The organism is Nonomuraea longispora (genome assembly GCF_004348345.1).
In the GTDB taxonomy this organism is placed as follows: Bacteria; Actinomycetota; Actinomycetes; order Streptosporangiales; family Streptosporangiaceae; genus Nonomuraea; species Nonomuraea longispora.
Map to the genome: position 1 here is coordinate 25,384 of NZ_SMJZ01000070.1, position 13,522 is coordinate 38,905.

The 13,522-nt window shown below is 69.7% G+C and carries 14 protein-coding genes; 5 read left to right on the forward strand and 9 right to left on the reverse strand.

Annotated features, from left to right (window positions below):
- Positions 1 to 4: 4 nt before the first annotated feature.
- Together E1267_RS19600 and E1267_RS19605 are read right to left on the reverse strand one after the other, a co-directional pair.
- Positions 5 to 1,402, reverse strand: coding sequence for an LCP family protein (locus E1267_RS19600; protein ID WP_246064029.1), 1,398 nt, complete (start codon positions 1,400 to 1,402; stop codon positions 5 to 7).
- A gap of 293 nt (positions 1,403 to 1,695) precedes the next feature.
- The gene (locus E1267_RS19605; RefSeq protein WP_132334029.1) at positions 1,696 to 2,166 is read right to left on the reverse strand and encodes an MSMEG_6728 family protein; all 471 of its coding nucleotides are present in this window, start codon (positions 2,164 to 2,166) and stop codon (positions 1,696 to 1,698) included.
- 74 nt (positions 2,167 to 2,240) lie between these two features.
- Here E1267_RS19605 and E1267_RS19610 point away from each other — a divergent pair, with 74 nt between their 5' ends.
- Positions 2,241 to 4,517 (forward strand): xanthine dehydrogenase family protein molybdopterin-binding subunit, encoded by a 2,277-nt coding sequence (locus E1267_RS19610; protein WP_132334030.1) that lies wholly within the window; start codon positions 2,241 to 2,243, stop codon positions 4,515 to 4,517.
- 9 nt (positions 4,518 to 4,526) lie between these two features.
- On the opposite strand, the gene E1267_RS44450 is transcribed toward E1267_RS19610, so the two are convergent.
- Positions 4,527 to 4,697 (reverse strand): hypothetical protein, encoded by a 171-nt coding sequence (locus tag E1267_RS44450; protein WP_161714701.1) that lies wholly within the window; start codon positions 4,695 to 4,697, stop codon positions 4,527 to 4,529.
- A 229-nt stretch (positions 4,698 to 4,926) separates the two neighbouring features.
- Here E1267_RS44450 and E1267_RS19615 point away from each other — a divergent pair, with 229 nt between their 5' ends.
- The gene (locus E1267_RS19615) at positions 4,927 to 5,361 is read left to right on the forward strand and encodes an ATP-binding protein (RefSeq protein WP_165959687.1); all 435 of its coding nucleotides are present in this window, start codon (positions 4,927 to 4,929) and stop codon (positions 5,359 to 5,361) included.
- An 88-nt stretch (positions 5,362 to 5,449) separates the two neighbouring features.
- Here E1267_RS19615 and thpD read toward each other — a convergent pair whose 3' ends face one another.
- Genes thpD through ectA form a run of 4 tightly spaced genes read right to left on the reverse strand, consistent with a single transcriptional unit; the run spans position 5,450 to position 8,560 of the window.
- A complete protein-coding gene (gene thpD, locus E1267_RS19620; RefSeq protein ID WP_132334032.1) occupies positions 5,450 to 6,358 on the reverse strand; it encodes an ectoine hydroxylase in 909 nt (302 codons plus the stop codon).
- The gene (locus E1267_RS19625; RefSeq protein ID WP_132334033.1) at positions 6,355 to 6,747 is read right to left on the reverse strand and encodes an ectoine synthase; all 393 of its coding nucleotides are present in this window, start codon (positions 6,745 to 6,747) and stop codon (positions 6,355 to 6,357) included. The genes thpD and E1267_RS19625 overlap by 4 nt, the downstream gene beginning before the upstream one ends.
- 28 nt (positions 6,748 to 6,775) lie before the next feature.
- Positions 6,776 to 8,023, reverse strand: a complete 1,248-nt coding sequence (gene ectB, locus E1267_RS19630) for a diaminobutyrate--2-oxoglutarate transaminase (RefSeq protein ID WP_132334034.1) — start codon at positions 8,021 to 8,023, stop codon at positions 6,776 to 6,778.
- 3 nt (positions 8,024 to 8,026) lie between these two features.
- Complete coding sequence (gene ectA / locus E1267_RS19635) at positions 8,027 to 8,560, reverse strand: diaminobutyrate acetyltransferase (RefSeq protein WP_132334035.1); 534 nt, start codon at positions 8,558 to 8,560, stop codon at positions 8,027 to 8,029.
- A gap of 485 nt (positions 8,561 to 9,045) precedes the next feature.
- On the opposite strand from ectA, the gene E1267_RS19640 reads away from it, so the two are divergent.
- The gene (locus E1267_RS19640; RefSeq protein ID WP_220449577.1) at positions 9,046 to 9,342 is read left to right on the forward strand and encodes a helix-turn-helix domain-containing protein; all 297 of its coding nucleotides are present in this window, start codon (positions 9,046 to 9,048) and stop codon (positions 9,340 to 9,342) included.
- A gap of 87 nt (positions 9,343 to 9,429) precedes the next feature.
- A complete protein-coding gene (locus tag E1267_RS19645) occupies positions 9,430 to 10,845 on the forward strand; it encodes an outer membrane protein assembly factor BamB family protein (RefSeq protein ID WP_132334036.1) in 1,416 nt (471 codons plus the stop codon).
- A gap of 3 nt (positions 10,846 to 10,848) precedes the next feature.
- Here the strand turns inward: E1267_RS19645 and E1267_RS19650 are convergent, their stop codons facing one another.
- Together E1267_RS19650 and E1267_RS19655 are read right to left on the reverse strand one after the other, a co-directional pair.
- Positions 10,849 to 12,501, reverse strand: a complete 1,653-nt coding sequence (locus tag E1267_RS19650) for an outer membrane protein assembly factor BamB family protein (RefSeq protein ID WP_165959688.1) — start codon at positions 12,499 to 12,501, stop codon at positions 10,849 to 10,851.
- A gap of 54 nt (positions 12,502 to 12,555) precedes the next feature.
- Positions 12,556 to 13,026: a DUF5946 family protein gene (locus tag E1267_RS19655; RefSeq protein WP_132334038.1), complete on the reverse strand. Its 471-nt coding sequence runs from the start codon at positions 13,024 to 13,026 to the stop codon at positions 12,556 to 12,558.
- A 106-nt stretch (positions 13,027 to 13,132) separates the two neighbouring features.
- Between E1267_RS19655 and E1267_RS19660 the strand changes: the two genes are divergently transcribed.
- Positions 13,133 to 13,522: helix-turn-helix domain-containing protein (locus tag E1267_RS19660; RefSeq protein ID WP_132334039.1), on the forward strand; the 390-nt coding region annotated here is incomplete at its 3' end.

Consider the following 13,522-nt stretch of genomic DNA (forward strand, 5'->3'; position numbering starts at 1 on the left):
GTGGTCAGGCGGCGCAGGAGTCGTGGGTGGCGTCGAAGCCCTTGATGCTCTCGTGGTCGTCGCCGCGCAGGGGTTTCACGCCCTTCCAGTCGTCGCCGATCACCAGCACCAGCCGGTTGGTCCTGGCCGCCGGCACGTGCCTGGGGGTGGCCGTCACGAGGTCGCGGGAGAGGGTCGGTACGCGGGTCCCGCCGTTCGGGCCGTAGAGGATGGTGGTCTTCGCCTGCGGTTTGCGGGCCGTGTCGCCGACCTTGGAGATGTGGTAGCCGCGCTGCTCAAGGGCGGCGGCCACCTCCTTGGCCAGCCCGCTGCGCCAGGTGCCGTTGCGGAGCTCCACCTGCACCTTCGACCGGGCCACCTTGGCCTGCCCGCCCTTGACGCCCTCGACGCTTTCGTCCTTCGCCACGACCTGGAACAGCCGGTCGGCCTGCGGCTGCACCCATTCGACCCGGCCGGGCTGGGTGAGGGAGTAGTGCCACGGGGTGGTGACGAAACGGATGCGTCCGGCGTCCAGCCCTCGCAGGCTGAGCGCGAGATCCTTCATGACGGACGGCGTCAGGCCGGGGTCCGTCGTCACCGCCTTGGTGCCGGCGTCGAGCACGGCCCACAACCTGGCCGGGTCGGTCAGCGTCTCACCGCTCATCACCTTCTTGACCATCGAGGCGACGAACATCTGCTGCCGCTGGATCCGCCCGATGTCGGAGCCGTCGCCCATGCTGTAGCGGGCGCGCACGTAACCGAGGGCCTGCTCGCCGTTGAGCGCCTGCCGGCCGGCGGGCAGCCGCAGGAGGGCCTTCTTGTCGCGTACCGGCTCGGGCAGGCAGACCTCCACGCCGCCGACGGCGTCGACCAGGCTCTTGAAGCCCGAGAAGTCGATCTTGACGAAGTGGTCGATGTGGATGCCGGTGAGCGTCTCGATCGTCTTCCAGGTGCAGCCGATGCCGCCGGAGTTGAACGACTCGTTGATCATGCCGAGGTGCGGCCGCTGCCCCGGCAGGCCACCGGTCGCCCGGCAGGCGGGCAGCTGCACGAGCGAGTCGCGCGGGAAGCTGACGACCATCGCGTGGTCGCGCCGGGACGACACGTGCACCAGCATGATGGTGTCGGTGCGCTCGCCCACGAGGCGCCCGTATTTCGCGTTGGCGCCGTCGCGTTGGTCGGAGCCGACGACCAGGACGTTGAGCGCGGTGCCGGACATCCTGGCCGGCCGGGCGGAGCCGAGGTCGTCGGCGGTCACGTCGACGTGCTTGACGTTGCCGGTCAGCTTGGCCCAGACGCCCACGACCAGACCGCCGACCAGCAGGACGACGGCCATGGTGACGGCCAGCGCCCAGCGCAGCCATGGCCGGCGACGCCGGCGGTGCGATCGTTTGCCCCGGTGGGAGGGCGGCACATCGCTCACGTGACTCCGAAGGGACGGGGCCGAGGGCCGCCGCCCATGGCTCTCGACCGGTTGGACGTGCCTGAGTGTACTCAGCCGAACACGCTCCGGTGTTCAGTCGGGAACGTTCCTCCGGGGCGTCACCAACCCCGACTCGTAGGCGAACACCACGAGCTGGGCGCTCGCCGATCAGCCGGCGGGTGATCGCGGGGGAGAGCAGGGCGTCGCCGCGCTGCCACCCTGACGTCCTGCAGCAGTCCCGTGCGACTTCCGCGTCTACCACAAGACCTCCTGGCGGGCGCTCTCGTCGGCAGTCAGGGCGGCAGCCGGTCCGAGCGCGGCCAGACGTAGTCGAGGTCGTCGGGCTCGTCGCCGAAGACGGGCCGGTAGAAGCCCGGATCCTTGCGCAGCAGCGCGGAGCGGTGGCTGAGGTGCAGCGACGGCTCGCCGAGCCAGGGCGGCAGCTCGCCGGCCGCGCCGAGCTCGTCCTGCCCGCGCACCGCCGTCAGGCCGCGCGTCCTGGCCAGGTCGCTCGTGATGGTGGCCGCGCAGGTGTCGGCCCGTCCGAGGGAGCACCAGCGTGCGCACACCTCCAGGCCGTACCTGACGAGCGCCTCCTCGTACCCGGCCCACATCTTCACGACGGGGTGGTGGCGCCAGCCGTAGCCGGGGACGGTGAGGGCGCGCAGCACCTGGAGCGCCTCCACCCGCTGCTTGCCGAGCCGGAGCGGGTCGAGGACCACCGCCGATGCGGCGAAATCCGGATAAGGCAGGAACGTTTGCATCGATACCCCCGCTGACGTGCTCCTTCTCGCGGATGCTATAGACCGCTCCGTGGCCGGCGCTCACAATCGGGGGCATGGGAGACGCGTATGTCGGCGCCAGGAGGCCGCGACGGGAAGACGCCAGACTGCTCACGGGGAAAGGCAAATACGTCGGCGCGGTCCGTCTGCCCGGCATGGTCCACGCCCACGTCATCCGCAGCCCCATCGCCCACGGCAGGCTGCTCGGTTGCGACGCCAAGGGTGCCTGGGCCGCCGACGACGTGCTCGACGTCATCACCCCCGCCGACGCCCCAGACCTGCGCCTGCCCTGCGTGAGCCTGTCGCCCGGCCAGCGCCTGCTGTCCTACCGGGCGCTGGACGACACGATCAGGTACACGGGACAACCCCTCGCCGTCGTCGTCGCCCGCACCCCCGAAGCCGCCAGGGACGCCGCCGACCTCGTCGACCTGGAACTGGACGAACTGCCCGCGACGGCGGGCATCGAACATGCCTTGGAGCAGTCGGCCCCCCTCCTCTACCCCGACTGGGGCACCAACCTGTTCACCGACTTCACGCTCGGCGACGACGACTGCGCCACGGCCGTCGAGCAGGCCGAGCACGTCGTCGAGATGACGTTCAGGATGGGCCGCGTCTCGCCGTACGCGCTCGAACCGCGCGGCGTGGTCGCCGCGTACGCCGACGACGAACTGATCGTGCACACCTCCTCCCAGGCCCCGCACCACGTGCGCGAGCACCTGGCGGACGCCTTCGGGCTCACCCACGACCGGGTGCGGGTCGTCAGCGGCGACACGGGCGGCGGGTTCGGCGGCAAGGAGCACGTCTACCCCGACGAGGCGATCGTCTGCCTGGCCGCGATGCGCCTGGGCCGCCCCGTGAGCTGGTCGGAGGAACCGGGCGACCGGCTGCTCGCCACGCTGGCCGCGCGGGCGGCCGTGCACCGGGGGCGGCTGGCGCTCGACGGCGACGGCCGGTTCGTGGCCCTGTACGTCGACGTGCTCGGCGACATCGGCGCCCACCCGTCGAACGTCGGCGCCTCGACGTTCGCGGTGACGGCCACGACGATGCCGGGCCCGTACCGGTTCGACCGGGTCGCCGTACGCGTGCGCGGCGTCGTCACCAACACCACGCCGACCGGCTCCTACCGCGGATTCGGCCAGCCGGAGGGCACCCTGACCAGGGAACGGCTGATCGACGAGGCGGCGCGCAGGCTGGGCGCCGACCCGGTCGAGCTGCGGCTGCGCAACATGGTGCGGCCGGAGGAACTGCCGTACACGTCGCGGGTCCACCAGGCGTACGACTCCGGCGACTACCCACAGGCCCTGACGACCCTGCGCCACCTGGTCAGACCCGTCGCGAAGGACGACGGGAGGCGGCGCGGCATCGGCTACTCCTGCCACGTCGAGACCACCGGCATGGGGCCCTCGATGGACCTGAAGGCGAGCGGCATCCAGGCGGGCGGCTACGAGACGGCGATCCTGCGCATGGAACAGGACGCGTCCGTCGTCGTGTCGTCGGGCGTGGTCTCGATGGGGCAGGGCATCGAGACGGCGCTGGCCCAGGTCGCGGCCGACCGGATGGGCGTGCCCATCGACCGGGTGCGGGTGGTGCTGGGCGACACGGCGGCGACCCCGTACTCGTCGATCGGGTCGATCGGGAGCCGGTCGCTGGCGGTCGGCGGCGGGGCGCTCACCCAGGCCGCCGCCCGGCTGCGTGACAAGCTCGTCGCCATCGCGGCCCACCTGCTGGAGGCGGCGCCGGACGACCTGGAGGTCGCCGGTGAGGCGGTGCGCGTGAAGGGCGACCCGCGGTCGTCGGTGACGCTGCGTGAGGTGGCCACGGCCGCGTGGCGCGGCTGGGACCTGCCGGACGGCCTCACCCCCGGGCTTGAGGAGCGGGTCAGCTACGACCCGAAGGCGTACACGTTCGCCTACGGCGCGCACGCCGCGGCGGTGGCCGTCGACCCCGAGACCGGCAAGGTCGAGCTGGAAGGCTACTGGGTGGTCAACGACTCCGGCGTGCTGGTCAACCCCACCCTGGTGGAGGGGCAGATCAGGGGCGGCGTGGTGCAGGGCATCGGCATGGCGCTGACCGAGGAGATCGTCTACTCCGAGGACGGTCAGCCGGTCACCGACTACCTGCTGCCGACCACGCGCGAGGTGCCGGACATCGAGGTCGTGATGACGCAGACGCCGTCGCCGCTCACACCCGGCGGCATGAAGGGCGTGGGCGAGTCGGGCACCATCGGCCCGCCCGCCGCCATCGCCAACGCGGTCGCCGCCGCCCTGCCGGAGATCGCCGGCAGGATCACGGACGTCCCCCTCACACCTGCCTCTCTGTGGTCCTTGTTGTAGGCGACGGAATCAGGTGAGGTCCTTCAACTCCTTGCCCGCTTCGAGAAGTGCCTGCTCAAGTGCCTTCCGGCCGGCGGGCTTGGGCTCCTCAGGCCGCGCCGCGCGCCTGGCGGGCCGCTTGGCGGCGTCGAGGCGCGGTTCGGTGTCGGTCTTAGGTGCGTTCTCGTCTGGACTGCTCATGGCACAGTCCGTACCCCGCGCCGCGCGTACCGTTTCCGGACGCGCGGAAAAAGAATTCTGATTTCTCGCCGAAGATTCGACCCGAACGGCCTTCTCCTGCGTACACGTTTCGACGGCGCCGTACGTCCACCCTAGGCAGGCACTCGTGTCGAGCGAAACGTGTTCCGACAGCCCGGTCCCATCGGAGACAGACGCCATGACCTTGCTGCGATCAGCTCGCCGGAGCCGGATGCAGTACGCGTGGCCGCTGGTCGCGGACGTTCGCACGGTCGGCCGGTCGCGCTCGGTCGTTCGCGATGAACTGACCTCGCTGAACCTTTCCGACGATCTGATCGACGACGCCGTCCTCATGGTGAGCGAACTGATCACCAATGCGTTCCTGTACGGCGACGGCCCGTACGAGCTCGCGCTGCACGTGGACGCGAGAGAGATCATGTTCGTGGTCGTGGACAGCAGCCCGCTGCTGCCCGCTCCGTCACCGGACGATATGTCGGCCGAGCACGGCAGGGGGCTGCGGATCGTGGCGAGGCTCTCCGACGGCTTCTACGGCTGCCACCCGCAGCGCTACATCACCCATCCCGACCTCGTGGGCAAGGCGACCTGGTTCGCGCTGCCGCGTGAGGGCACGCCGGGCAACGTCGTGCCGATCAGGTCGGGCACCTGACTCGTGAACCCCGCTCGACGCAGGACGCCCAGGCCGGCACATAGGCCGGGCCTGGGCGTCCTGCTGAGGCCGGTTCAGAGCGCGGAACTCAGCCGACGGGCGTGAAGTCGCGCGCCGCGATGAAGTCCGGCCGGCGCGAACTGGCCGCGTACGGCTCCACGCATGTGTTCTCGACGCTGTTGAACACGACGAAGATGTTCGAGCGGGGGAACGGCGTGATGTTGCTGTTGGACCCGTGCATGCAGTTGCAGTCGAACATGGTCGCCGAGCCGGCCTTCCCGGTGAAGACCTCGATGCCGTGCTTGTCGGCGAGGACGGACAGGCTGCCGGGGTCGGGGGTGCCGATCTCCTGCTGCTGCAGCGACGCCTTGTAGTGGTCGTCGGGGGTCTGTCCGACGCAGGACACGAAGCTCTTGTGCGAGCCCGGCATGATCATCAGCGCGCCGTTGTGCAGGAAGTTCTCCGTCAGCGCGATGGAGATGCTCACCGCGCGCATCCTGGGCATCCCGTCCTCGGCATGCCAGGTCTCGAAGTCGGAGTGCCAGTAGAAGTCCTTGCCGTTGAACCCGGGCTTGAAGTTGACCCGGCTCTGGTGCACGTACACGTCGGAGCCGAGGATCTGCCGGGCGCGGCCCACGACGCGCGGGTTGGCCACCAGGTCGGCGAAGACCTGGCTGATCTTGTGCACCTCGAAGATCGACCGGATCTCGTTCGACCCGGGCTCAGTGATCGTACGCTCGTCCGAAAGGATCTTCTGATCCTCCGACAGCCGGCGCAACTCGCCACGGTAGAGCTCGACCTCGTCGGGTTCGAGCAGCTGGTCGACGGAGAGGAAGCCGTTCTCCGCGTAGGAGTTCAGCGTCTCGGCGTCGATGGGGCCGTCGTCCGGTGCTCCGTACACCACGGGGTCCTGCCGGTACAGCAGGGCGGGCTCCTTGGCGCTCCGGGTGGGGTACGGGTCGCGCTGGGTCGGCTTGAGTCCTTCTGCAACGGTCATGCTTCCTCCTTGATCAGTGGGTAGACGCCGTTCTCGTCGTGCACTTCCCTGCCGGTGCAGGGCGGATTGAAGACGCAGACGGTGCGTACGTCCGTGTGCGCGCGGAGGGTGTGACGTTCGTGACCGTTGAGGAGGTACATGGTGCCCGGCTCGATCCGGTGCTTCTCACCGGTCTCCTCGTTGGTGAGTTCGCCCTCGCCCTCGACGCAGAAGACGGCTTCGATGTGGTTCGCGTACCACATCGTGGTCTCGGTGCCGGCGTACAGAACGGTCTCGTGCAGCGAGAAGCCGACTTTCTCCCGAGCCAGCACCAGCCGCTTGCTGCGCCAGGTCGGCGCCTCCACATCGCGTTCTGTCCCGGTGATGTCTTTCAGCGAGCGAACGATCATATTTTCTCCTTTCGGCCGATTGCGGATGTCAGACCAGGACGGCTTTCACCGAGTCGGCGATGATGTCCAGCCCTTCGGCGAGTTCGTCGGGGGTCGCGGTGAGCGGCGGCAGCAGCTTGACCACCTCGCTCTCCGGCCCAGAGGTCTCTAGCAGGAGGTTGCGCTCGAAGGCCGCCGCGCAGACCGCGGAGGCGTGCGCGGGCTCGGTGAAGGCGATGCCCTGCGCCAGCCCGCGGCCCTTGGTGCCGCTCACACCCTCGGGGTGGGCGGCGGCGACCCGGTCAAGGGCCTCCTGCACCTGCTCGCTCTTGGCGATGGTCTCCTTCTCCATGCCCTCGTCGGCCCAGAAGTGCTTCATCGCGGCGGTCGCGGTGACGAAGGCCGGGTTCGGGCCTCGGAACGTTCCGTTGTGCTCGCCGGGCTCCCACACGTCCAGCTCGGGCTTGAGCAGGGTGACGGCGAACGGGAGCCCGTAGCCGCTCAGGGACTTCGACAGGCAGACGATGTCGGGCTTGATCCCGGCCTGCTCGAAGCTGAAGAACGGCCCGGTGCGCCCGCATCCCATCTGGATGTCGTCCACGATGAGCAGGATCTCGTGCTGCTTGCACAGTTCGGCGAGACCGCGCAGCCATTCGGGGCTGGCCGCGTTGAGGCCGCCCTCCCCCTGCACGGTCTCGACGATGACCGCGGCCGGGGTGTCCAGCCCGCTGCCGTTGTCGGCGAGCAGCCGCTCGAACAGCAGGAAGTCGGGCGTCTGGCCGTCGAGGTAGTTGTCGAACGGCATCACGAGGGTCTGCAGGGGGATGCCCGCGCTCTTGCGCTTCATCGAGTTGCCCGTCACCGCGAGCGCCCCGAGCGACATGCCGTGGAAGGCGTTGGTGAAGCTCACGATGGTGTTGCGGCCGGTGTACTTCCTGGCCAGCTTCAGCGCCGCCTCGACGGCGTTGGCGCCGCCCGGCCCGGGGAACTGCACGCGGTAGTCCAGGCCGCGCGGTTTCAGGATCACGTCACGGAACGTCTCCAGGAACTCCCGTTTGGCGACGGTGTACATGTCCAGGCTGTGGATGATGTTGTCGCCGCTCAGGTACTGGAGGAGATCCTCCTTCAGGTGCGGGTTGTTGTGCCCGTAGTTCAGAGTGCCGGCGCCTGCGAAGAAGTCGAGGTACGGTTGCCCCTCCTCGTCGTACAGGTGGCTTCCCGTGGCCGTGCTGAACGTGGCGGGCCAGCCCCGGCAGTAGCTGCGAACCTCTGACTCGGTGCTTTCGAAAACGTCCATATTTCAGCTGTCTCCTATGGGGGCTTGCTGATCGAGGGGCCCGATTCGATAGAGCACCTCTGCCTGGTGGTCCTGGGGGAACAACTCCTCGCCGAGGAGCGGCCGCCGTTCCAGATCCGCCCCTTGTTCGCGGGCGAACGCGGTGAACAACCGGTCCGACGCGATGTTGTCGGGCGTGACGGTGGCCTCCATGAACCGGCATCCGGTGCCGGCCAGGTAGCCGAGCATGCGGCTGGCCAGGGAGCGGCCTCGCCACTCCTCGCCCACCGCGACCTGCCACACGAAGAGCGTCTCCGGCTCCCGTGGGCGGGTGAACCCGGTGATGAAGCCGCGCACGCCGTTCTCGCCGCGCGCCACGACCGAGGTGTCCGCGAAGTCGCGGCACCAGAGGACGTAGCTGTAGGGGGAATTGAGGTCAAGGATCTTGGAATCACGGGTGATGCGCCACAACTCCCGGCCGTCCTCGAGGCGGGGTGGTCCTAGTTCCTCCGTGGAGGACGGAGAATCCGCTTGCGGTCGTGGGTGTGCTGACGACATGGACTCCGAATTTACGCGAAGCGGTAACACGGATTACCGGGCCGCAAACACCCCCCAGTTTGAGCTCCAGGTTCCGGGGTACGTCTGTTGGCTTTCCCGTTTTGCCTGGTAGGCGGCATGGAAATGGTGCGGCCGACGGCGCCGCCATCATCGAAACTGACCAGGGAACACGTGCCTCGGGGTGGTGCATGCGGGAGCCGCGCCGACGCGTGCCCGAGCGCCGGCGCCGTTGCTTATACCGCTTGATCAGCGCGCTGGGGGGCGAAAACTATTGAGAGATTAGTCACACCCTAAGTTTCAACGTCATAACGGATCGAGTTCGTCCGGTTTGAGATCTCCCCATCGAAGATCGTCCCAGGCCTCTGCTGCTGCCCGCACCGCGGCGGCGTACACACTTTTCGCGAGGACCGTTCGAGGACCGGGTCGCCGCCATCCGCCGGGCCCATGAAACTCGACGGCGTCCCGCTCCAGGACGGGTGGTCACCGTGCGCCCGGAAGGCGACTTCACCGTGCCCGCCATGGCGGACCGCCTGTCGATGAGCGTGCGGCACTTCAGCCGCCGCTTCTCCCGCGAGGTCGGCATGAGCCCGGAACGGTTCGTGGAGCGCGCGCGGGTCGAGGCGGCGCGGACGGCGATCGAGCAGGGCAACGCACCGCTGGAGGTGATCGCGCGCCGCCACGGATTCCTCACGGCCGAGACCATGCGCAGGTCGTTTCTCCGCCTGCTCGGGGCGCCGCCGAGCTCCTACCGCGCGCGCGACGACGCCGTCCTGCGGCGGTGACGCCCGCCCGGCACGCACCCTGCAAGCTGTCAGGACCCCCTTCTGACCCCCGGCGATATGGTGTGCGAAATTTCCGGGGGAGGCACGGTGCACCGACGACCACATCGGGGACTGGCGTACGGGATGCTCGCGCTGGTGGTGACCGGCTGCAGCGGCGGCGGCACGCCCGCGGAGACCGCGCCCAGCGCGCCCGTCCGCACGATCGTCGCCGGCACCCCGTCCCCGTCGCCCACGCGCCCGGCCGCCGCCGAGACGGCCTGGTCGATCGGGATGAAGGACGACGGGGACACCCATTGGCGGGATGCCCAGCTCTTCAGCGCGGGCGGCCGGTTCATGGTGACCGCCGGCGAACAACTGCGTGGCATCACGGACAAGGGCAAGCAGGCCTGGAAACGCACCTTCCGCGAGGAGCCGGAGATCTCGGTCGCCGACGGCGTGGTGATCGCCGTCCACCGGAAAGGCGGGAAACAGTCCTGGCCGCCGCCCAAGGTCGTCATGGGCATCGACCCCGCGAACGGCAGGACGTTGTGGAAGGCCACCTCCTCGCCCTACGAGTCGGTGGTCGGCGGGATGGTCTACACCCCGGTCTGCCGTGGGGAGCAGACCGAGCGCCACGACGACTGCAGGCTCAGCGCCAGAGACCCGCGCACCGGCCAGGTCCGCTGGACGATCTCCGCCGAGCACGTCGCCACCGTGACCGGCAGGTCAGGCGACGTGCTCACCATGACCACCCGGCCGAAGGGCTACCGGGGCAAACACTGGCTCATGACCCTCGACGCCGCGTCCGGCGGGCGGCTCGGCGTCCGCGTGGAGAAGGAACGTTTCGGCGGTGAGCTGCTCTACCCCCGTGGCCAGAAGCGGGTCTCAGGACCCACCTACCTCGCCGGCGGGCTCGTGATCATGAGCAGCAGGTCGGGCCAGGTCAGGACATTCAAGGAGATGTGCCGGCTGGACATGGTCGCGCTGAACGCGAGCACCGGCGCGAAGAAGTGGAAGAAACGCATCAGGCTGGCCGACGCCGAGCAGGACCGCGGGTGCAGGTCCGCCCTGCCCGACGTCGCGGCCGACGGCCGCGGCCTCTTCGGCGTCGACGAGCGCGGCCACCCGCTGGTCTTCGACCTGGAGAAGGGCCGGGTCAGGTGGACGGGCGAAAAACCGGGCACGATCGTGGCCGGCGACGCGAGGACGGCGCTGGTCGAGGAGCAGGCCGACGGGAAGAAGACGCTCACCCTCTACGACCTGTCCTCGGGCGAGGCCCGCTGGAGCGACGGCGTGCCGCTGCAGCTCTGGGGCGAGATCCACGCCACGATGGTGGGGAACCGGCTGCTCGTCCACCCCGACGACTGCTCCCGCGACAGGTGCTACGTTCGCGTCTACGACCTCGCCAAGGGTCCTCTCGACACCGTGCCCACCGGTGAGTACGCCGGCGCGGGCGACGGCTGGGTCGCCACCCGGGAGACCTCCGGCGAGACGACGACGTTCAGCCTCAGCCGTACCGGCTGATCCTCAGCCCAGCGACGCGAGCACCCCCGCGACGATCGGCTGGAGATCCTCGCTCAGCCTCGACTGCACCTCGACGACGAAGCGGCCCTTGCGTACGCGGACGGAGCTTTCCCCCGTCTTCTGGACTTCGTCGGCGCCGTAGAGGCCCGGCTCACCGTCAACGAGGCCGTCGGCCTCGGCGGGGCTCGCCGACACCCACTCCACCTCGGCGATGGCCTGCCCGGAGTCCCCGTCATCGGAGTAGTCGACGTGGCACCGGCTCCTGGCGAGCTCCTGCTCGCCGATCTTGACGGGTCCCTCCACCATGGGCGTGCGCGCGATCGTCTTGCCCGGCACGTCCTTCAGCAGGTCGCACGCGTCCGGCCAGTCGTCCTTTGCCACGCCGCCCAGCTCCAGCGGGCCCCGCGCGGGGGTGGAGGCGTAGGCGATGAGGTCGTCCCCCTCGGACGTGTCCACCAGCAGGTGATCGCCGGCGACCCCGAGCCAGCGCAGCGAGCCGCCCTGCGACTCGAGGTTGAGGGGCACGGGCACCGTGGTGAGCTGCTGCGTTGCCATGTCGACGATGTTCAGGCCGGCGGGTAGCAGGGTGCCTGCGAGGCCGGAGCTGACGCCGTACCATCGCCCGCCGGCCGTGACGGACGTGATGTCGTGCGGCGTGGTCAGTGTGCGCACCTTGCCGTTGGACACGTCGATCAGCGACATGACCACGTTGCGCGACTCGTCGAAGTGCCGCAGCCCCAGGTCGTCTCCCACGCGCAGCAGCGAGCAGGGAGAAAGGCATTCGCCGGTGCCGTTCAGGCGGGCGATCTCGCGGTCGTCGCGGCCGACCAAGGTGCGCGTGTGCTCGTCGAGCTCGATCAGGGTGGCGCCGGAGCGTACGGAGATTCCCACGAGGGAGTCCTCGGACGTGCCGGTGCGCGACCAGAGCGGCTTGCCGTCGGAGGGGTTGAAGGCGTACACGTAATGGTCGTCCCCGCAGGACTCCGAGAACACCAGGACGCTGCCGTCGGTGTCGGTGGCGGCCGACCGGGTGCCGGTCTCGCAGCCGGGCCCGTGGTGCGGGCGGCGCCAGCGTTCCTCGCCCGTGGCGGCGTCGATGGCGAGGAACTCGTCCGGCTGCTCCTCCTCGTCGCCGGAGGTCGGCTCCCCTCTGACCAGGAGCGGTACGACCCCCTCACCCATGGCGAGACCATTGCCGTGCCCGCGGATGAACGGCGTGCCCTCGTCGCCGCCGCGTTCCCACCGCAGCCGGCCGGTGCCCGCCGCGAGCCCGGTCAGATGGTGCCCCTGCTGGGACCGTGAGGCGATGACCAGGTTGTCCTTGTTGACGGCGAACCCGCTCAGCTCGCGGCCGGGCTCGCGGTAGTGCCACCTCTTGCGGCCGGTGCCGGCGTCGTGGACGTCGAAGCCGTCGGCGCCGACGATGAAGAGCTGGCCGCCCTCCAGCCGGATGTAGCGGGCCTGCTCCTCCTGCCCGAGCCCTCTGATGCGCCAGGCCTCCCGCATGATGCCGGGGGCCGGGCCCGCGTCGGCGACCCGCCGTGGGGCGGCCGAGGCGAACGTCTGCTCCCGCCTGATCTCGGGGACGTCCTCGCCGTCCCCGCCGAAGAGCGAACAACCGGTGGTGAGCAGCAGCAAACCCACCGCTGCGGACATGCGCCGAGATGACATAGGGGGAGGGTAGCCGCGGGGCTTCTGCCCCGGTGCCTGTCACCTTCTGGGGAGGATCCTGTCGCTCCATGCGGTGATGGCGGCCCCGGCCCAGGCCTGTTCGCGTTCCTCGAAGCCCTCGGCGGGGAAGGTGCCGTCCACCGCGACGTCCACGATGGTGACGGCGTAGGCGGTCGGCGGAGGGCCGGCTTCGGGGAACGGCGGCGCTCCAGGAAAGTCGTCGAGGGTGGGTTTACGGCCGCCGTACCGGTGCGAGTTGAGGTGCCGGGCCCGCTCGGTTCCGCGGCGCACCGCCTCGACGCCGTCACGCAGGTACATGTGCAACAGGGACCAGTAGAAGGCCGGGCCACCGTCGACCGCGCGTTCGGGGTGCTGGAAGAAGTAGCAGCTCACCGACACCGCGTGCAGCGGCGACCACGGTGCCTGTCTCGAGAAGTCGAGGACCAGCAGCCGGTGGAACAGCTCCTCGCATTCGTCGCCGGCGGCTCCGCATCCCGTACAGGTGGTCATCGGCTCACGATCGTGCATGCCGGGCGGCACGGCAAGCGGATTTCGCCCACCCCGGAGCAGGGCTCGGGCTTGCACCTCAAGCCGCTTGACATCCCATAGTGGCGGCATGGACGACAACGAGCTGTACCCCATCGGGGACGTGGCCAGGAGGACCGGGCTGAGCGTCAGCGCCATCCGCTACTACTCCGACGCCGGCGTCATCGATCCCACACACGTCACCGAGGCCGGCCACCGGCTGTACGACGTCCGCGCCATCGCGCGCCTGGAACTCGTCCGCACCCTGCGCGACCTGGGCACCGGCCTCGAAGGCGTGCGCCGGCTGCTCGACGGCGAGACCACCCTGCACGACCTCGTCACCGCCCACCTCCGGCTGGTCGAGCGTCAGGAGCGCGACCTGCGGGCCAGGAGGGCCGTGCTGCGGACCCTGGTCAAGCAGGGCGGCACGGCCGCGCAGGCGGCTCTGATGCACAAGCTCGTGTCGATGTCCGACGAGGAG